At 44.0% G+C, this 18,746-nt stretch carries 17 protein-coding genes and 1 other RNA gene; 2 read left to right on the forward strand and 16 right to left on the reverse strand.

Translation table 11 applies throughout. The features are described 5' to 3' along the window. Nucleotides 1-3: 3 nt before the first annotated feature. The 9 genes from BMX69_RS08615 to BMX69_RS08655 all read right to left on the reverse strand — a co-directional run bounded on the left by BMX69_RS08615 (nt 4) and on the right by BMX69_RS08655 (nt 10,532). Nucleotides 4-1,014 (reverse strand): deoxyguanosinetriphosphate triphosphohydrolase, encoded by a 1,011-nt coding sequence (locus BMX69_RS08615; protein WP_100042128.1) that lies wholly within the window; start codon nt 1,012-1,014, stop codon nt 4-6. An 88-nt stretch (nt 1,015-1,102) separates the two neighbouring features. Continuing rightward, nucleotides 1,103-1,933 (reverse strand): AraC family transcriptional regulator, encoded by an 831-nt coding sequence (locus tag BMX69_RS08620; RefSeq protein ID WP_054790986.1) that lies wholly within the window; start codon nt 1,931-1,933, stop codon nt 1,103-1,105. A 187-nt stretch (nt 1,934-2,120) separates the two neighbouring features. Further along, a complete protein-coding gene (locus BMX69_RS08625) occupies nt 2,121-3,824 on the reverse strand; it encodes a S8 family peptidase (RefSeq protein ID WP_100042129.1) in 1,704 nt (567 codons plus the stop codon). A 48-nt stretch (nt 3,825-3,872) separates the two neighbouring features. Then, nucleotides 3,873-6,149 carry a SpoIID/LytB domain-containing protein gene (locus BMX69_RS08630; protein ID WP_100042130.1) on the reverse strand — a complete coding sequence of 759 codons (2,277 nt, stop codon included), beginning with the start codon at nt 6,147-6,149 and terminating at the stop codon, nt 3,873-3,875. 9 nt (nt 6,150-6,158) lie between these two features. After that, nucleotides 6,159-7,391: an AI-2E family transporter gene (locus tag BMX69_RS08635; RefSeq protein WP_100042131.1), complete on the reverse strand. Its 1,233-nt coding sequence runs from the start codon at nt 7,389-7,391 to the stop codon at nt 6,159-6,161. A gap of 101 nt (nt 7,392-7,492) precedes the next feature. Beyond that, a non-coding RNA gene (gene ssrS / locus BMX69_RS08640) (6S RNA) lies at nt 7,493-7,672 on the reverse strand. Nucleotides 7,673-7,763: 91 nt separating this feature from the next. Further along, a complete protein-coding gene (locus tag BMX69_RS08645) occupies nt 7,764-8,027 on the reverse strand; it encodes an HPr family phosphocarrier protein (RefSeq protein WP_054790985.1) in 264 nt (87 codons plus the stop codon). A 47-nt stretch (nt 8,028-8,074) separates the two neighbouring features. Then, nucleotides 8,075-8,719 carry an HAD family hydrolase gene (locus BMX69_RS08650; RefSeq protein WP_100042132.1) on the reverse strand — a complete coding sequence of 215 codons (645 nt, stop codon included), beginning with the start codon at nt 8,717-8,719 and terminating at the stop codon, nt 8,075-8,077. 121 nt (nt 8,720-8,840) lie between these two features. Further along, nucleotides 8,841-10,532 carry a phosphoenolpyruvate carboxykinase (ATP) gene (locus BMX69_RS08655; protein WP_100042133.1) on the reverse strand — a complete coding sequence of 564 codons (1,692 nt, stop codon included), beginning with the start codon at nt 10,530-10,532 and terminating at the stop codon, nt 8,841-8,843. Between the two features lie 154 nt (nt 10,533-10,686). Here BMX69_RS08655 and BMX69_RS08660 point away from each other — a divergent pair, with 154 nt between their 5' ends. Beyond that, nucleotides 10,687-11,652: a pectinesterase family protein gene (locus tag BMX69_RS08660; protein WP_100042134.1), complete on the forward strand. Its 966-nt coding sequence runs from the start codon at nt 10,687-10,689 to the stop codon at nt 11,650-11,652. Nucleotides 11,653-11,704: 52 nt separating this feature from the next. Here the strand turns inward: BMX69_RS08660 and BMX69_RS08665 are convergent, their stop codons facing one another. From BMX69_RS08665 to leuC, 5 genes are all read right to left on the reverse strand, one after another. After that, on the reverse strand, nt 11,705-12,169 hold the full coding sequence (locus tag BMX69_RS08665; RefSeq protein ID WP_100042135.1) for a NanQ anomerase/TabA/YiaL family protein: 465 nt from the start codon (nt 12,167-12,169) through the stop codon (nt 11,705-11,707). A 104-nt stretch (nt 12,170-12,273) separates the two neighbouring features. After that, nucleotides 12,274-13,164 carry a cell wall hydrolase gene (locus tag BMX69_RS08670; protein ID WP_100042136.1) on the reverse strand — a complete coding sequence of 297 codons (891 nt, stop codon included), beginning with the start codon at nt 13,162-13,164 and terminating at the stop codon, nt 12,274-12,276. 309 nt (nt 13,165-13,473) lie between these two features. After that, nucleotides 13,474-13,947, reverse strand: coding sequence for a Cys-tRNA(Pro) deacylase (gene ybaK, locus BMX69_RS08675; protein WP_100042137.1), 474 nt, complete (start codon nt 13,945-13,947; stop codon nt 13,474-13,476). A 142-nt stretch (nt 13,948-14,089) separates the two neighbouring features. After that, entirely contained in the window at nt 14,090-14,578 is a 489-nt protein-coding gene (leuD, locus tag BMX69_RS08680; protein ID WP_025233308.1) for a 3-isopropylmalate dehydratase small subunit, read from the reverse strand. Nucleotides 14,579-14,590: 12 nt separating this feature from the next. Then, nucleotides 14,591-15,856, reverse strand: a complete 1,266-nt coding sequence (gene leuC, locus BMX69_RS08685; RefSeq protein ID WP_100042138.1) for a 3-isopropylmalate dehydratase large subunit — start codon at nt 15,854-15,856, stop codon at nt 14,591-14,593. Between the two features lie 176 nt (nt 15,857-16,032). Between leuC and BMX69_RS08690 the strand changes: the two genes are divergently transcribed. Continuing rightward, on the forward strand, nt 16,033-16,935 hold the full coding sequence (locus tag BMX69_RS08690; RefSeq protein WP_100042139.1) for a LysR family transcriptional regulator: 903 nt from the start codon (nt 16,033-16,035) through the stop codon (nt 16,933-16,935). A 65-nt stretch (nt 16,936-17,000) separates the two neighbouring features. Here BMX69_RS08690 and ilvC read toward each other — a convergent pair whose 3' ends face one another. Both ilvC and ilvN read right to left on the reverse strand, forming a co-directional pair. After that, entirely contained in the window at nt 17,001-18,011 is a 1,011-nt protein-coding gene (gene ilvC, locus BMX69_RS08695; protein ID WP_100042140.1) for a ketol-acid reductoisomerase, read from the reverse strand. Nucleotides 18,012-18,122: 111 nt separating this feature from the next. Continuing rightward, nucleotides 18,123-18,623, reverse strand: a complete 501-nt coding sequence (gene ilvN, locus BMX69_RS08700) for an acetolactate synthase small subunit (protein ID WP_100042141.1) — start codon at nt 18,621-18,623, stop codon at nt 18,123-18,125. Nucleotides 18,624-18,746 lie beyond the last annotated feature (123 nt).

An 18,746-nucleotide genomic window follows, 5' to 3' on the forward strand; every position in this document is an offset into this window, starting at 1 on the left:
GCTTTAAACCATTTTCCAGGCTTTTGGGACAAACAGCTCTTCAAATTTATCAATGGCAAATCTGTCACTCATGCCTGCAATGTAATCGCAGACCGCCTGTTCCCTGCTTTCTTCCCCTTCCTCCATTAAGGTGCGGTATTCCTCCGCTAGCTTGTCCGGGTGTTCCATATAGTAATTAAAAAGCATGACGATGAGATGTTGTGCTTTCCCTTCTTCTGCTTTTGGGATATCACTTTTATAAACGTTTTCAAACATCCAGGTGCGCAGCCCCTGCATGGCCTTCTCCATATCGGGAGACATTATGATCTCCGGCTTTCCATAGCTGTTGCGGATAATATCATGGATCAGATTGTTAAGTCTTTCACGAACGCTGTGACCCAAAACGCCCGTATAGCACTCCGGCAGATCCTCCTCCACAAACATCTTTGCCCTGATGGCATCGTCAATGTCATGGTTGATGTAGGCAATCTTATCCGACAGGCGGACAATGCCCCCTTCTAATGTGGAAGGGTGACCGCTGGTGCGGTGATTTAAGATTCCATCCCTGACCTCCCAGGTGAGGTTTAAGCCCATGCCATCCTTTTCCAAAACTTCTACTACCCGTACGCTTTGCTTATAATGGGCAAAGCCCTGGGAGCAGATCTTATTCAAAATTGCTTCCCCGGAATGGCCGAATGGGGTATGGCCCAGATCATGAGCCAAAGCTATGGCCTCTGTTAAGTCTTCGTTCATGCGCAGAGATTTTGCTATGGTTCTGGCTATCTGGGATACTTCCAGGGTATGAGTCAGTCTGGTTCTGTAGTGATCCCCTTCCGGGGACAGAAAAACCTGGGTTTTATGTTTCAGCCTGCGAAATGCCTTGCAGTGAATGATCCGGTCCCGGTCCCGTTGGTAGGCAGTCCGGATATCACAAGCGTCCTCTTCCCGCTCTCTTCCTTTACTGTTCTTACTGAAAGCGGCATAAGGACTTAAATATGCTTCCTCCCATTGTTCAGTGGATTCCCTGATATTCATACAATCACATCCTTCGCCCAAAGTTATGGTACATTATATCATATTTTCAGTAATTATAACACCCTATATTAAAATAATTGCATTTCCGTCATCTGCCTGCATCCAGGTGTTTCCTGTATTCACTGGGAAGACAGCCATACCGCTTCTTAAATGCCTTGGAAAAGGCTCTGCTGTCCGGAAATCCATGCTTCATGGCGATCTCACCGATCTCACCGCCGGTCCCTACCAGTTCCCGGACCGCATACTTGACACGCAGGTCAATAAGATAGGTACGGTAATTGACCTGCGCATATTTTTGAAAGATTCTGGACAGGTAGGTAGGACTGAAGCCAAATCGCCCTGCCACCTCGTCAAGCTTTAAGTCCTGGTCATAATTTTCTCTCATATACTGAGTCACCTTTGACAGCTTGTCGAGCTGCTTTTTCTGGCGGATGACCTCCTTATCCATGGCCTCCGCTTTAAATTCCGTAACCAAAAGATACAGAAGTTCATAGAACAGGCTTTTTACCTTCAGGCTATAACCATATTCCTGTTCCTCATATATGGAAAACATGGAAATCACCAGCTGCGTCAGTCTCTTGTTTTGGACCTCATCCTTTTTCTCAAAATTCACATAATTTTCTTCTCCCATGTACTCCTCAAAGGATTCCGCCGGTATTTGAAGAACTATGGTGATATTAGGATTTGGGCATTCAATGGAATGGACTTCATTAGAATTGACCAGCACAAAATCCTGTTTTTCAAGGGATAGGTGGCTGTTGTTGATATAAAAATCAATCCTGCCTTCCTGAACCAGAAAAATCTCAACGGAGTGGTGCCAGTGTTTCGTGACCTTGTAATTTCCATCCCTCCCCTCAAAAATAAACAGCCGGAAAGGCAAATCATCATTGGGAATGACCAGTTCATGTCTGACTTCCATTTCACACCTCCCCAAAAGTACTGATTCTATTATGAAAACAAAAGATGTTTTCATAATCGGATGGACGGGCTAAAAGGCAGCCCTTTTATCTTCACTTGCGCCGCAAGTTCAGCTAAACTATATTATAAATCATTTTGTATATTTTTCCAATGGCTTTTCATCTTCCTGTCAGGGCGTTCTTCCCATGTTATACAGGAAGGCTGTCGCTCACGCATAAAGCGCCGTATCCAAGCTCAGGATTGGGATATTTCGTAATTCCGGGCAGAGGCCTGGCACCGCGAATAAAATAAGCCTTAACCTTTTCCCCGAACAGAAACGGATCCCTTCCATCCACAATTCCCCACTGCATCAAAAGGGCGGCGCTGCCGGTGACAAAAGGAGTTGCAAAGGACGTACCTGTTACCGACTCGTATCCGCCTCCGGCCCTTGCCGCAATGATCCCCACTCCTGGAGCAGCCAGATCCGGTTTTACCAGATTGGTTCTTCTTGTAAATCCTCTGCCGGAAAAATCCGCATAAGACTGATAAGTATCATCATAAGCCCCCACGGATATGACCTTGTTTGCTGTAGATGGAATGGTCAAAGTGGTTTCAGGCGTGGCTCTTAAAAACCTGGTAGACTCGCTCAGCACTCCGGCAGATGGGAGCCAGAGATCGTATTTGCCTTCCACGATCTGTCTGGGAGTCAGGCGGAATTTCCATATCCCGCTGTCAATATAGGTATCGAGAGGAAGGAAATCCATATAAATTTCCTGTGCCACACTGTAAGGTCCGGGCTTCCCATAGTACAACAAAATTCTTGTATTTCCATAGTTTATGGTTTGAGGTCCCAGGCTGCTGCTGATGGGTCCGATCACCACTCCGGAAGGTGTTATAATGCTGATGTCAAATAAATCCGCATAAGATTTCCATAGCTGTACACTGAAGCTTCGCTGGTATTGTCCCACGCTCAGCTCAATTTCCTCGGGATTTGACATTGTCAGGGCTCCGGAAATATGGCCGCCAGCCACCCCTTCGTTACCTGTTCCTACCACAATCACTGTCTTCCCGTAATTGGATAAGTCATCTAGAAATGTCTCTAAAAGGCTGGTGCCGTCATGGGATCCATAAGTATTGCCAAAGCTTAAGTTAATGGCCAGGGGCATCCGCATACTTACCGCTTGCTGTACTGCAAAATTGACCGCACGCATAAGTTCTGTTGTCCTGGGAAACCCGCCTTCCTGAGGAACTCCAAGCTTTACAACTAAAATCGGGCTTTCAAAAGCGATTCCCCGGTATTGTCCCCTGTTTTCCCTTCCGTTTCCGACCGCTATGGATGCCACGGCTGTACCATGGCCGGAGATATCTACGCTTGGAACCAGCCTTCTGGCCTCTGTCCTGCTTCCGGTAGCCAGGGCGGCATTGATATCTTCTGCAGTGAACACCCGGTCCAGTGTCTGATCCCACAGCGCTACGATCCTGGTCGTACCGTCATCATTCCGGAAATCAGCGTGGTAATAATCAATCCCCGAATCAATGATGGCTACCAAAACTCCCCTTCCGGTAAGAGGATTGCTTCCCTGCTGGACCAAATTGACACAAGAGGCCGACTTTGCCTGGTTGATGGCAAAAAACAGCCTCTTTGGTTTTTCAACATATTCGATTTGAGGCAAGGCACTTAACTGGTCAATAAGGGATTCCGGAACTGTAAGTATGGAGTATTCGTTTACCATTTGCTCCACCCGGATTCCAATAAGGGAAAGATTGCTTATATCCCCGGAATGCTTAACGATCACATCCCATGTTTTTTCCTCTGGATTGTATCCTACATTTAAATTGCCTGATTTTTCACGCTCTTCAGGAGTTGCGCTGAGGGCAAGATTTAACAGGACTTCCAGCTTTTGATCTTGCATACGACATTCCTGTGTTTTTTCTATCATCCTACGCTGGAACTGTCATTCTCATTCCTTACTCTGCTCTGCTTCCCGCACTTCCGTGTCGTGATAGAAGAATTTTAAGATATCCTCAAAGTTCTTCCCGCTCTTTGCCATGGCCTGAGCTCCATTCTGGCTCATACCAACACCATGCCCAAAGCCTCCCCCGTAAATATGAAAGGTTGTAATGTTATTGTCATCAACGCCCTGATTTTCTATTGCAATATAGGCACTGGGAAGGGAGTCAAAATTCTTCATGAGCGTACCATCAAGCTTTGTAATGGTCATATATTTATTTCCAAGCTTTGCCCTTACCTGTCCTTCCCCATTGATGGTCATGACGCCGTCGGATCCTTCGACCCTTAGTTTTTTAACAATTCCGCCTACTCCACGTTCTGTTACAGTAATGTTCAGGATTGATCCGACTTCGGTGATCTCTTCCTCCAGCTGCCGGTTCGTGACGGTGGTTTCCCATCGGTACATGGGGAATCCTGAATCAAAGGCCGGATAATCTTTTTTCTTTATAAATTCATCAAAATCAGAATTTGTCGACAGATTTAATACTCCCCTGCTATCCTGAAGAAGACTGCCATCCAGATATGGTAACTGAGCCGGATCGCCTCCCCATATGCTCCCGTCGGTCGTATGTCCGCAAGAAGTGGAGAAATAAAAGGCTTCTATAGGTTTATCATTATAAAACAACAGCTTTCCATAAGTCTCACGTACCGCTTCTTCTGTTTTTGATGCGGACTGCAGATTGTTATAAACCTGGAATCTGGTGCTGTCATCCACATGGGCACCGTATTTGCTGTAGGTGTTGCTCTGGATCTGACGGAACGCATAGGTTCTGGCACAGACAGCCTGAGCTTTTAAGGCTTCCTTTTCATAGCTGTCAGGCATCTCACTGGGAACAACCTTTGTCAGATAATCCTCCAGGTACAACTCATTGACTAAAAGCAGCCCATCGGCTTCCTTACGTATCTCAATCGTACCGTCATAGGCCGGGGTGCCATAGGACCTCTGGATGGAATTAACGGTAATGGAGTCTCCTTTTTCTAAAGGTGCGATTACAATCCGTCCATCCTTTAGCCGCTCATCTGAGGTATCAATAATCACTTCTGCCTTTGGAGGTATTTTTACCGCCTTCTCGCCATAGGTCAATAACAGGCCGCTTTCAGCAGACAGGGTTACAGACGGATGAAAGATCGTTTGGAAATTGGTGGACATCAAAAGGACACGAATGCTCTTTGCATCAAATTCCCTTACCAGCAAGGCAGCACATATCCTGCCATGGGCAACAACAAAATCCTGTATATCATATCCTACCAGAATATCGGAGACACTACGTTCTTCAAGCTGACCGTATAACCGGTATACTTTAAAATCTTTATCCAGTTTTAAGCTGCCATACCCCTCAACCTCAATAGAATCATCCTTTACCGCAAGAACCTTTCCCGATATCTTCTTTTTCTTCAAGGTAACCTTTTGAAGGCTTCCTCTTTTTAAACTGATATCCGCAATATTATTGGCAAAATCCTCCGGCTGCCCCAAAGAGGCCTCAAGGGGGAAGGTACGCTCCACTGACCCTAAGTATACACCGAACGTTCCTCCCGTTCCTGTGGTCAGCCAGACATTTTTATAGGTTATGGAATCTGTCACCGCTTCTTTTAATGCAATGATCTCATTGCCCTTTACCAGGAACTTTAACTCCCAGTCTATGTAAGAATCCAGGCTGATGCCCTCAAATTGAAAATTCCCTTCGCTGGTATAGGCAGTCCAGGCTGTTGCAGTTTTTACATTGGTAGGAGTGCCATAAAGAAACACGTCAAGCACTCTGATCGTTCCTTCTTTATCCAGTGCCTGCCTCAATTCTTCATACAAATACCACCATTCATCAGCAGGAAGCTTTTTATTTTGTTTTTTGCTGCTTTCATGGATCTTCTTTCCCGATCCGGGAACCAGAGCTTCCGCCAGGCTTTCCGCCTCTTTGTAGGTCAAAAAGCCTTCCGCAGTATCACTTTTTGCCGGAATTTCATGGGGGTCAAGATAACCGCCTGCATACAGGTAATTCATGTATTTCACATACCAGTTATTCTGTTCCTTTTCAGGAAAGTATTCCTGGCTATGTTCCTTCAGCATTTTTTCACAGTTTTCTCTATCGGTAAGAAGAAGAGCAGCTGACTTATATGCTACCCCCCTTGATATTCCCTCCGGTTCCGGTTCATTAACCAGAATAATAATAATGAGAATCAAAACCAAAAGAGGAATACCGACTATAAATCCGATAAATGTCTTTTTATTCATGCGCTCCTCTTATCTCATATAAGTTTTTTTGTTTTCATCAATCCGCTCCAGGTCAAAATAGTCCACCGTTTTAAGAGAGAGATCCTTTTTCCTCAGGGAACGGTTCACCAGCCTTGAAACTACGCTGTAAAACACCGCAAAGGTCGGCACCGCAATGATCATTCCCACAAAACCAAACAGTCCGCCAAAAAGCAGGATGGAAAACAGCACCCAAAAGCTGGGAAGACCCGTGGATTGTCCCAATATTTTCGGACCCAGGATATTTCCATCAAACTGCTGGAGCAAAAGAATAAATATCAAGAAATACAGACACTTAATAGGGCTGACCAGCAGGATTAAAAATGCACTGGGAATGGCTCCGATAAACGGACCGAAAAAGGGAATCACATTGGTCACTCCCACAATCACGCTTACTAACAGTGTGTAAGGCATATTCATAGCGTTCAAAAGGAAAAAACACATAATCCCGATAATCAGGGAATCTAAAATCTTTCCCGTTATGAACCCGCCAAACACCCGGTGAACAAAACGGATTTCATCGATTGCCTGATTAGCCGTTTTAATAGGAAATATACTGTAAATGATCTTTTTACCCTGGGCAGAAAGCGTTCCCTTTATGTTCAGGAGATAAACCATTACGATTACACCGATCAGTATATTCTTTAGAACCAGTACCACGCTTAGCAGTCCGCTGGAAAGGCTGCCGATCAACATGGACATGTTGGGGACCAGGTCAGAGGTCATCCAGCTTTGCAGCTGGCCTGTCAGCCGGCCATATATGGGAATGACCGCCCGTTCCACAGAAGGATTATCCTCAAGCATCTTCTGAAGCCACAAAGCCAGATCATTCATATTCTCGCCCAGTGATTCCTGGAGTCCCATGACACTTGTATAAATCTGGGGGATGATCATCCAGAAAAGTCCGACTACTATCACAAACAGAAAAATTAAACTGACCACAGTTGCCGCGGCCCGGGATATGGACTTTACCCCATTCCTATTTTTCCATCTGGAAGAAAGCAGGCGTACCGTAATGTCTCTGGACTTGTTATATACCGGCAGTAAAAGATATGCGAGGACTGCCCCGTAAATGACAGGCATAAGAATCCCCACAATTATTTTTACCGTACCCTTCACAGCCTGGAATCTGGAAAGAAAAAAGGCAAAGGTTATGCTCAAGGCAATAACGGAAAGTGCTGTGACTCCCCAGCATAAATAATTCCGAAATTTTGTCTCTTTCATAAAAATTCTCCTAAGTTTTTAAGATTGACTAATGTCTATCCTATACTCTACCATACTTTTACATAAAATTAAAGCAGCGATTTCTCGCTGCTTTTTTCTTTGGTAACCCCAAAATGCCGTTTCTTACTTATTGACGCCTAGCCTTGCTAGGTGGGCAACCTCACTCAAGTTTCTGCCTTCCACTGCAAACGGAGGCTTGACATCCACCTGAAAATATCGGAATCCCATGAGTCATAATGTAGGTTCAAAAAAGGTAAGAGTGTCGCACATTTCAGGAATTACTTTCCCATGTTTTCTATGGTCTTAGTATACACTACTTTGTTTTGTTTTTCAAGTTCCTTTTCCTGTCAGTTTTGATTTTAATCTATTGGATCAGACAGCAATATGTTTGCTGTTAAGCAGTCTTCCATGCTCTACATACAGTTCCAGAAGTCTTAAAGGAGAGTCGCTGGAGTCTTCTTGAATGATCAGTTCCAACCCTTCCGCAGTGGCCAAAGACAGCACAGAAAGCAACGATTTTGCGTTTACCGTTCTTTCTCCGCAGGCCAAATTTATTTTTTCTTTACACGCTCCCGCAATTGAGACAAATTCCAGGATGGACTCAACTCCCCAGAATCCGATCTCCACCTTTTTCATCTCTTGTATTCCTCCTGCTTAAAATGTTAGAGACCAAGTATAACATACTATAATAGATTCTGCAAATCAAAAATTGTTTCTGCCAGAACATCCGCTCCGGCTTCTGTAAGTTCCTGTCTGCTTCCGTAACCGTACAACACCCCAACCGATGCTATTCCAATTTCTTTTGCCCCCAGAACATCATGCTTCCTGTCTCCGATCATCACCGTCTTGTCCAGATCGGTAATTCCGCATTCATTTAAAACATAACGGATCACATCTGCTTTTTTTACCCTGGTTTCATCCATGTCGGCACCTCCCATAAATAAAAAGCAGGAATCCAACTCAAAATGTTTAAGGATCATCCGGACAAACACTTCCGGCTTAGAGGAAGCCACATAAAGCTTTTTCCCTGCCTTAAGAAGAGACTGCAGAACATCCAAAACTCCTTCATAGGCTTTATTTTCATACAATCCTGTTTCCGAAAAATATTCCCGGTAAATATCAATGGCCTTTCTTGCCTGTTCCTCGCTAAAGCCATAATACTCCATGAAGCTGTCCTTTAAAGGCGGCCCGATAAAGCAGCAAAGCTCATCTAAATCCTCCACCTCAATCCCAAAATGCCGGAGGCTATACTGGACAGACTTCGTTATGCCCTCTTTGGGGTCCGTAAGGGTTCCATCTAAATCAAACAACAAATATTCTTTATTCATGGTGCCTCCTGTATGGTGAAATTAAGAAAAACACGCTTTGCGGATTTTTCTTAACTGCTGCGGTATCCGAGCAAAAACAGAGACGAAAAAGGAAAGCTCCTTTTTCGTCTCTATGGAATTTTTACTTTAATTCATCAACAATTTTCTGAAGTGCTGCCAAAGCATCATCCGGAAGCTTGTCATAACCTTCCTTAACTGTGGCGATATTGGAAACGAATTTCACCCGGTCTTCCATACGGGCCTTTAACTGCTCCGCATAAGTGGCATCATGAAGATCAGGAACAAATCCTTCCCACTCAAAGATTTCGATATCTGAGAAAGGTCCCCACTGTTTGAACTGGGCAGTCTTATCCACAATGGCTTCCAGGATGCCTAAGGTATCCTTTGGCTGAACCTTCTTGCCCATAAAATCACCGGTGTTGATGATATAGCAGTCTACGTTCTTCTCTTCTACCAGTTTTTTAAATTTCTCATAGTCATTGGCCAGAGGATAGGTTCTGAATGGGTTGGCATAAGGCACAACCACCAGAGCATTGGGATCAGCTCCCGGTGCCAGTCTTTCCGCTGTTGATCTCTTTGTTGCAAGAGTTGCTCCCATAACAGATGCCAGGGAAGCGCCTTTTAATTTTACTACCGGCGGAATGGTAGGATCCTTCATGATCCAGAAAATCGCATTGACCGGTGCTTCGATCTTATCCACACGGTTAGGTGACCACAGTTTTGATTTGATGGCACGTCCGTTGCCGTTTCTGACATCCTCTGTTACCAGCTGGATCTTTCCGTCTTCGTCTAAGGTACAGGAACAGTTCTGGGCCGTTAAGAGATATTTATTATCATCACAGCCAGTCGGGTAATCCTGTGTTTTATCAAAGTATGTAGGTTCTATTGCCACAGAGGAGCAGGTGTCGGTATTGATAATGAATGCATCGTCATGGAGAACGGTAACATCATATTTTCCGCCATGTTTTGCATGGGTAATGGTGGATTTACCTGAGCCGGATAAACCAAATACAGATGCAACATATTTGGATCCATCGGTTAAGTTGTATTCTTTCTGTCCGCCGTGGCAAGAAGCATATCCATTGCGGTTAGCAAGGGCCCAAACCATAGTAAGGGTGCCTTTTTTGTGCTCTCCGAAGTATCTCATACCCAGGATTGCCGCACAGTTCTGGTCCGTATTAAAGTAGCATAAACATTTTGGATCGCTTAAACAGGACAGATCTACTCCAGGACGGTCGGAACCGTTCCACTGAGGATCAGAGAAGATATAGATATCTGCTTCTTTTCCATCACCGACTGGTTTAGAAGCTTTATACATTTTCGCATACTCATCAGACATATACTGGAAATTCAGCATCCAGTTATACAGAATATTTTCTTCGCCTTCCGGAATAAGGAGATGTGCCTTCACCATGAATTCAGGATCAAGTCCGGCATAAACCTCTGCATGATACATTGTTTTCCAACGGGTTTCATAAACTGCGTCCATAACAACTTTGTCAAGAGCTCCGCAATTTACACCGGGTTCTCCTGCGATTCTTCTTGCAGTCGCATAGCGTCCGGTAATCGCGCCATCATTAAATAAGAGAACCTTGGCATCTTTATCAAGGCCAAATTCCTCTCCCCTGTATACAGGCATGTCCGTTACCACGGTTCCTGGTGAATTCTTCGCCAGTTCATATGCTTCTCTAAGTGTAGTAACCTTAATTACGTTGTTTCCATAAAACGGAGCTTCAATGATCGAACGCGTAGTTGCAAAACCTGGTTGGCCTTTTCCAATTTCATTAATTGGATAATATGCTTTAGTTGACATAGAAAATTCCTCCTTTTATAAAATCCAAATTTGTCACTATTATCTCACTTTGTTAAGAAAAAGTCAATGATTTTCATTGCAATTTTCCAAAAAAATGGATATATTATATATATATTATGCATTTTGTGTACAATAAGCAAAAGAAAGGATAATTATGATTCATATTTCAAAAAATGGTACAGGAGATTTTAAAAGCATTGGAGAGGCACTTCGTTCTCTTCCCTCTGATCATACGAAGGAACAGGTCCTATACATACACAAGGGATTTTATGAAGAGCAGATTGCCGTAACGGTTCCTCACGTAACTTTTGTTGGGGAAGATGCAGAAAGCACCATTCTCTCTTACGGCCTTTATGCCCGCATGACCATGGAGGATGGGATGAAGCGCGGCACCTTCCGCACCTATTCCTGCCTGATCGATACCCATGATTTTACCGCTAAGAATCTAACATTTGAAAACAGCGCGGGAATTGGTACCGATGTTGGACAGGCGTTGGCTCTTTATGCCGATGGAGACCGGTTGTTCTTTGAAAACTGCCGTTTCTTAGGAAACCAGGATACTCTTTTTACAGGCCCCCTTCCTCCAAAGGAAATCGAACCCAATGGTTTTATCGGACCGAAGCAGCATTCCCCCCGGATCAATGGACGGCACTATTATAAAAATTGTTACTTAGAAGGGGATATTGACTTTATTTTTGGCAGCGCAACCGCTTATTTTGAAGGCTGTACCTTCTTTTCCAAATATACGGGAATGGAGATCAGCAGCTATGTAACTGCCGCCTCCACTCCAAAGGGACAGGAATATGGCTATGTCATGGAAAATTGCCGCTTTGAAAGCAACTGTCCCGCTGGCAACGCTTACCTTGGCCGTCCATGGAGAGAGTATGGGAAAACCGTGCTGATCAACTGCTTTCTGGATGACCATATTTGCAAAGAAGGCTGGCATGACTGGAATAAGGAAGCTGCCCATGAACATACCTTCTACGGCGAATACGGCAGTTACGGCCCTGGTGCCGTGATGGAAAAACGACCGGACTGGATTCACCGGCTGACAGAAACTGATCTTAAAAGATTCTCAAAAGAAGCAGTTCTGTCCGGTTCGGACAACTGGAATCCATAAAACGAAAACGGGAGCTGATCCCTTGTAAAAAGGATCGGATCCCGTTTTTAATTTAGTTCTCTTTGATCTTAACAATCACTTTTTTAATCAAAGCCGGTTCACCTGCAGCTGCTTTTGGCTTATGACCATCCCAGGGATTGAAAATCATATATTCTCCAGCTTTTACTACTACTTTTAAGCCTGGATTTTCATTGTCGTAAAATACAACATCTTTTTCTTCGTTATAAGGTACCTTTTCATTCAGTTCATCGATCCGTGCATATGTCATGGTTTCAGAACCGGATATCACATATTGAATATCTGTGTAATTATGGTGAGCTTCATACTTGGCTTCCTCCCAGGGAACCGTTGTATACTCTGTTACATTCGCAAAAACATTCTTGCCGTCAATCTCATATTTGCCTGGCGCCAGGCTCACTAAATCAGTGTTCTTAAGAAAATCAACTGCCTTTTCGTATCTTCCGTCCACTCCAAGGCCTCTGTAAAAATCAAGGTTTTTTGCTGAATCAAAAATCATAATCCTACTCTCCTTTTATGTATCGTCTAGTTTGGCCGCAGATTCAAGGGGTACCTGCTATGCACATATAGTATACACCTAAAGCAGAATATTCTACAATGTTTTTATTTAAAAAATTCATGGTTGCCATGCTGAAACAGATAAGTCAGATGGGAATCAAACCAGCTGATAGCACCTCTTCTGGAGCCTCCCCGATACATAAAATACAGGGCTCCGTCGGAATAATCCTCTCCTGCCAGCGCACGGTCAACACACTGTTTCGTATCATCTGTCACTTTTACGGAATTAATACTGCCGTTTGATACCGGTGAAAACTGGGAGGGTTCGTAAACGACTCCTTTCACCGTGTCGGGAAATTTTCCGCTCTTTACGCGGTTAATTATAACATTGGCCACAAGGATCTTACCCTTGTCATCGCAAATACCGGCTTCCGCCTGCACGATCTTTAACAAGACCTGATAATCGTCCTGATTCACCGACGTTGAATGGGCGGCCTTTTCTTTCTCTGCCTTCTTTGCTGCCTCTTCTGCAGCTTTCTTTGCTTCTTCCGCTGCTTCTTCTGCCTGGCGTTTAGCCTCTTCTTCCATGGCAATTTTCGTATTGATTCGCTCAATCTCTGCCTTGGACTCCTCCGCCTGTTCCTGTTTCTGGATCACATCTTTCTCCAGGAAATCACCGGCCAGCTGTTGAGCCTGCATTCTTACTTCCGTAAGCTTTATTTGGGCTTTTTCCTGGGTAACTGTTTCTTCTTTCGCTGTTTCATCTTTCACATCTTCTTTATCCGTAGAGTCTTCTGACTCCGGCGTTTCCGCAAATGCTGTTAAAGCATTTCTGCCGCCGCTTCCAAATCCTGCTGAGGTAAACGCCACAACAGTAATAATTGCCGCACCCGCCATAAAAACTGCGGAAGAACGATACATCCGCTTTGTGACCTTAAAGGACATCCCTCTGAAAAATTGACAAATCTGCTGAAGGATAGAGCGCAGTGTAAGCATATATACACCTCTTTCTCTTATATCACTTGCCTGGGCTGGGTTACATTCCACAGCCGTTTCCTGGTGACGTCCGTAATTATAGAAGAAGCCTGCCAAAAAAGTCAATGGTCATTTAACATTTTTGTGATATTTTAATTTCTAAATTTTCAGTTCCTTTTTTCTTTTGTATATTTTGCACTATTTTCCCCTACGGGCATCCCGGTTTTTTATGCTATTATTGCACTCATATTTTACAATAGTGTTACATTTATGTTAATTATTCAACTTCCCCCGTATGACTTGTCCACAGCATTTTTGATGTTATGTAAACTAATTGTGGGTAAGAGGGGCAAAACTGCCCTTTATAAACGCAACAAGGGCTTGGGGAGAAATGACGATTTGATGTCCTCTTAAGCCTCCGCTGACGACAATTTCCTCATAAGAGCAGGCTGTTTCTTCGACAAACGTAGGAAATTGTTTTTTCATGCCGACAGGAGAACAGCCTCCGCGTATATATCCTGTGATTCCCTGCAAATCCTTCATAGGAATCATCTCTACCTTCTTATCTCCGGCAGCCTTCGCCACTTTTTTTAAATCCAGTTCCCCATCAACCGGAATGCAGCAGACCAGATATCCTATTTTTTCTCCTTTTAATACAAGAGTTTTAAATACGCTCCCATGATCCGCCCCCATCATATCCGCCGCATGGCTGCCGGATAGGTCCTGCTCGTCCACTTCATATTCCCTGGTGGTATACTCAACCTTTGCCTTGTCAAGCATCCTCATTGCATTTGTCTTTACCATATAGATCAACTCCTTGAATTTTTTCTAATTATAATACGCATTTCTTTTATTGGCAATGCCAGAATACCCCACAGCAAAAAGGTCCGCAACTGTCAAATACAATTCCTGACAGTTACGGACTTATTTTCCATGGAAAAACAAGCTATTTCTTCTTATTAATATAGGGGAATAACCCTCCCGCTGAAATGATCTCCTGCATAAAGGGCGGAAACGCCTGACCCTCAAAGGATTCGCCGGTAGTTTTATTGGTGATAATGCCGCTGTCAAAATCAACCATAACCTCATCTCCTGCCTGAATGGCTCTGGCAGCTTCCGGACATTCTATAATAGGAAGGCCGATGTTAATTGCATTCCGGTAGAAAATCCTGGCAAAAGTTTCGGCAATCACGCAGCTTATTCCGGCACACTTGATAACAAGGGGCGCATGCTCTCTGGAAGAACCGCATCCAAAGTTTTTATTTGCGACAATAATATCTCCATTTTTTACATTGGTTATAAAATCCTTGTCAATATCCTCCATACAGTGCTTAGCCAGCTCATTCCCATCTGTAATATTCAAATATCTTGCCGGAATGATAACATCCGTATCCACATTATCTCCGTATTTAAAAACAGATCCACATGCCTTCATATTTACAACCTCCTATAATCCCAGTTCATCCGGCGCACATATATGACCGGTAATCGCACTTGCAGCAGCCACAGCAGGGTTGGATAAATATACCTCTGATTCCACATGACCCATCCGTCCTACAAAATTACGGTTGGTGGTAGAGATGCAGCGCTCTCCTGCCGCCAGAATACCCATATAGCCGCCAAGGCACGGACCGCAGGTTGGTGTGCTGACTACAGCTCCGGCTTCAATAAAGATTTCTAAAAGCCCCTCTCTCATGGACTGCAAATAGATTTCCTGGGTAGCTGGAATCACGATGCAGCGCACATTTTTTGCCACTTTATGTCCTTTCATGACAGCGGCTGCTATGCGCATATCGTCAAGCCGGCCGTTGGTACAGGAGCCGATTACCGACTGATCCACTTTAATCTCACCAAACGTGCCGATGGTCCTGGTATTTTCAGGAAGGTGGGGGAAAGAAACCGTTGGCTCTAATTTGGATAAGTCAATGATATAAACCGCCTCATATTCTGCGTCCTCATCCGCCTCATAAATTTTGTAATCACGCTTTGAATGATCCTTCATGTACTGGATGGCAAGGTCATCCACCGGGAAAATACCGTTCTTTCCGCCGGCCTCTATGGCCATGTTGCAAATAGTAAAACGGTCATCCATGGATAAATTCCTGATACCCTCTCCGGAAAATTCCATTGACTTATATAAGGCACCGTCTACTCCGATCATGCCTATGATATGCAAAATAACATCCTTGCCGCTGACCCATTTGGAGGGTTTCCCCACCAGTTCAAACTTAATTGCGGTCGGTACCTTGAACCAGGCTTTTCCAGTTACCATGCCTGCCGCCATATCCGTACTGCCTACACCGGTGGAAAAAGCTCCCAGTGCTCCATAGGTACATGTATGGGAATCCGCTCCAATGACTGCATCTCCTGCAACCACCAGCCCCTTTTCCGGAAGAAGGGCATGTTCGATTCCCATCTGCCCTACATCGAAATAATTGGTAATTTCGTGTTTGCCGGCAAAATCACGGCAGCATTTACAGTTTTCCGCGGATTTAATATCCTTATTTGGAATAAAGTGGTCCATGACCAGGGCAATCTTATCTTTATGAAAGATCGTATCTTTATCAAATTTCTCCATTTCCTTAATGGCAACCGGAGATGTGATATCATTCCCCAATACCAGATCCAGTTCCGCTTCGATCAGCTGGCCTGCCTTTACCTTGGAAAGCCCTGCATGGGCTGCCAATATTTTCTGGGTCATCGTCATTCCCATTGTCTGCGTCCTCCTGTTAATTTATCACCATTACAGTTTAAATTGTAACATCTTTTTCTCGCTTTACATTTTAACACACTTTTTGGTATAATAGAAATACATAATACGAATATTTAATATAATAGTTAGTTATAAAATGGAACAAAAAGTATCGTTCAATGAGAGGAAGACTTAATATGGATCATAACCTTTCCCAATATAAGATATTTTATGAAGTTGCCAAAGCCGGAAATATCTCAAGAGCGGCCAAAGAACTTTATATCAGCCAGCCTGCCATCAGTAAATCCATCAGCAAGCTGGAAGACAGCCTGGAGGTAACCTTATTTACTAGAAATTCAAGAGGCGTCCAGCTTACCGAAGAAGGAAAGCTTCTATATAATCATACAAAAGCGGCCTTTGAAGAATTAAACCGCGGGGAACTGGAACTGAAGCGGGTGAAGGACTTTAATATCGGACACTTGAAAATAGGTGTCAGCAATACTCTTTGCAAATATATTCTTCTTCCTTATTTAAAGGGATTTATTGAGAAGTATCCTCATATTAAGATTTCCATTGAAAGCCAGTCCACTTCCCATACGATCACTATGTTGGAACAACAGCGGATTGATCTGGGTCTGATTGCAGAGCCAAGCAACCGGCGCCCTCTTTTGTTTCAACCGGTTATGGACGTCCAGGATATTTTCGTGGCGACAAAATCTTATCTGGATAACCTGTATTTAAGAGAAGGGCCGGATACAGATTTCTTTCAGACAGGAAATATCCTTCTTTTGGATAAGAACAACATGACCAGAAAGTATATTGACGAATATATGAAAGAAAATCAGATTGTGCCAAATCAGCTTTTGGAGGTCACTACCATGGATCTTCTGATCGAATTTGCCAAAATCGGACTGGGGATCGGATGTGTGATCAAAGAATTTGTCCAGGAGGAACTGGACCGGGGGGATTTGGTTGAGATTCCCATGGAAACAGCGATTAAAAAGAGAACTGTTGGATTCGCTTATAATCCCAATGGATTATCCACGGCTATGGAGAACTTTTTTGATGCCATGAGAGGGGCCGGTTCATTGCTCAAGTAAATAAAAAGCCCGGAAAAAGATTTGCTTTTTCCGGGCTTTATTATTTAACAGGCCTATTATATAACTTAGTTATCAATCAACTTTCCGCCATCGTTCCAGCTGTAAAGCTTGCGGAGCTCGCTGCCTACCTTTTCTAACTGGTGGGAAGCTTCTTTCTTTCTAACCGCATTAAAGTGAGCGCATCCGACCTGGTTTTCAAGCAGCCAGTCCTTAGCAAAGTTTCCATTCTGAATATCGGTAAGAACCTGCTTCATCGCCTTCTTGGTCTCATCGGTAACGATCTTCGGTCCTGTGATGTAATCACCGTATTCAGCAGTATTGGAAACAGAATATCTCATGCCTGCAAAGCCGCTTTCAAAAATCAGGTCTACGATCAGCTTCATCTCGTGAATACATTCAAAATAAGCATTCTCAGGAGCATATCCTGCTTCTACCAAAGTTTCAAAGCCTGCCTTCATCAGAGCGCAAACGCCTCCGCATAATACAGCCTGCTCGCCAAAAAGGTCTGTTTCTGTCTCATCCTTAAAGGTTGTCTCCAGTACGCCGGCTCTTGCTCCGCCCAGGGCCAATGCATAAGCTAAAGCCTTGTCCTTTGCCTTGCCTGTATAATCCTGATGAACAGCAACCAGACATGGAGTTCCTCTGCCTACCAGATATTCATTTCTTACGGTATGGCCGGGAGCCTTTGGTGCGATCATGGTAACATCAACATTCTCAGGAGGAACGATCTGTCCAAAATGAACGGCAAAACCATGGGCAAACATCAGCATGTCCCCATCCTTTAAATTAGGCTCTACAGATTCCTTGTACATAGCGGCCTGCTTCTCATCATTGATTAAGATCATAATGATGTCAGCCTTCTTTGCAGCTTCTGCTGCTGTATAAACGGTTAAACCCTGTGCCTCTGCCTTTGCCCAGGAACTGCTTCCCTCATAAAGTCCTACAATGACATCGCATCCAGACTCCTTTAAATTAAGTGCATGGGCATGGCCCTGGCTGCCGTATCCAATAACTGCAATGGTCTTACCCTCCAATAAGGATAAGTTGCAATCTTCCTGATAGTAAATCTTTGCCATCTTTTATTTCCTCCTCATATACTGACTCTTGATATATTTTGTTAAAGGAACCATGCCGACGGCTCACTGTCCGCCTTTGGCAATAACCTCTAGCTTACAAATCCTGACTTCCTAAGGCAGATACCGAATATCGTCAGAGCCTCTGGATAGTCCTGTGAGACCAGTTCTGGCAAGCTCTAAAATTTCGTAATCTTCAAGCAGGTTAAGAACTGCATCAAGCTTGGACTGATCTCCTGTAAGCATGACGGTTACGGAATCTTTGCCAACATCAACAATGGTAGCTCTGAAAATATCAGCAATGGCACAAATCGCCTGACGCTGGCTGGCATTCGCATGTACCTTGACCAGAATAAGCTCCCTATAAACAGAATGGCCTGGCTTTAATTCTTTGATATCCCTGACATCTTCCAGCTTTCTCAGCTGTTTTTCAATTTGGTCTAAAATCTCCTGATCGCCTGTGGACACTACCGTCATTCTGGAATATCTCTCATCCGCAGTCACACCCACCGTAAGGCTTTCAATATTATAGCCACGGCGGCTGAACAGTCCGGCTACACGGCTCAAAACGCCGGAAGTGTTATCAACCAACAATGATAATACGATTCTCTCCATCCATATCCCCGCCTTTTTGTATAGTAACTTAAATGATAGCAATCCAACATCTATTTGTCAACTAATTAATAGGAATGTGTATTATAATTTGAGGTTATACCTGAAAATAAATAAAGAGGGCCG

Source organism: Lacrimispora sphenoides JCM 1415 (genome assembly GCF_900105615.1).
GTDB lineage: Bacteria > Bacillota > Clostridia > Lachnospirales > Lachnospiraceae > Lacrimispora > Lacrimispora sphenoides.

What these genes read in the sequence shown, in the direction of transcription:
- BMX69_RS08625 (WP_100042129.1), bottom strand. Translation starts at nt 3,824, where the DNA reads ATGCAAGATCAAAAGCTGGAAGTCCTGTTAAATCTTGCCCTCAGCGCA.
- ilvN (WP_100042141.1), bottom strand. Translation starts at nt 18,623, where the DNA reads ATGGAGAGAATCGTATTATCATTGTTGGTTGATAACACTTCCGGCGTT.
- BMX69_RS08660 (WP_100042134.1), top strand. Translation starts at nt 10,687, where the DNA reads ATGATTCATATTTCAAAAAATGGTACAGGAGATTTTAAAAGCATTGGA.
- BMX69_RS08615 (WP_100042128.1), bottom strand. Translation starts at nt 1,014, where the DNA reads ATGAATATCAGGGAATCCACTGAACAATGGGAGGAAGCATATTTAAGT.
- ilvC (WP_100042140.1), bottom strand. Translation starts at nt 18,011, where the DNA reads ATGGCAAAGATTTACTATCAGGAAGATTGCAACTTATCCTTATTGGAG.
- BMX69_RS08665 (WP_100042135.1), bottom strand. Translation starts at nt 12,169, where the DNA reads ATGATTTTTGATTCAGCAAAAAACCTTGATTTTTACAGAGGCCTTGGA.
- BMX69_RS08670 (WP_100042136.1), bottom strand. Translation starts at nt 13,164, where the DNA reads ATGCTTACACTGCGCTCTATCCTTCAGCAGATTTGTCAATTTTTCAGA.
- BMX69_RS08690 (WP_100042139.1), top strand. Translation starts at nt 16,033, where the DNA reads ATGGATCATAACCTTTCCCAATATAAGATATTTTATGAAGTTGCCAAA.
- BMX69_RS08635 (WP_100042131.1), bottom strand. Translation starts at nt 7,391, where the DNA reads ATGAAAGAGACAAAATTTCGGAATTATTTATGCTGGGGAGTCACAGCA.
- ybaK (WP_100042137.1), bottom strand. Translation starts at nt 13,947, where the DNA reads ATGGTAAAGACAAATGCAATGAGGATGCTTGACAAGGCAAAGGTTGAG.
- leuC (WP_100042138.1), bottom strand. Translation starts at nt 15,856, where the DNA reads ATGGGAATGACGATGACCCAGAAAATATTGGCAGCCCATGCAGGGCTT.
- BMX69_RS08650 (WP_100042132.1), bottom strand. Translation starts at nt 8,719, where the DNA reads ATGAATAAAGAATATTTGTTGTTTGATTTAGATGGAACCCTTACGGAC.
- BMX69_RS08630 (WP_100042130.1), bottom strand. Translation starts at nt 6,149, where the DNA reads ATGAATAAAAAGACATTTATCGGATTTATAGTCGGTATTCCTCTTTTG.
- BMX69_RS08655 (WP_100042133.1), bottom strand. Translation starts at nt 10,532, where the DNA reads ATGTCAACTAAAGCATATTATCCAATTAATGAAATTGGAAAAGGCCAA.
- BMX69_RS08645 (WP_054790985.1), bottom strand. Translation starts at nt 8,027, where the DNA reads ATGAAAAAGGTGGAGATCGGATTCTGGGGAGTTGAGTCCATCCTGGAA.
- leuD (WP_025233308.1), bottom strand. Translation starts at nt 14,578, where the DNA reads ATGAAGGCATGTGGATCTGTTTTTAAATACGGAGATAATGTGGATACG.
- BMX69_RS08620 (WP_054790986.1), bottom strand. Translation starts at nt 1,933, where the DNA reads ATGGAAGTCAGACATGAACTGGTCATTCCCAATGATGATTTGCCTTTC.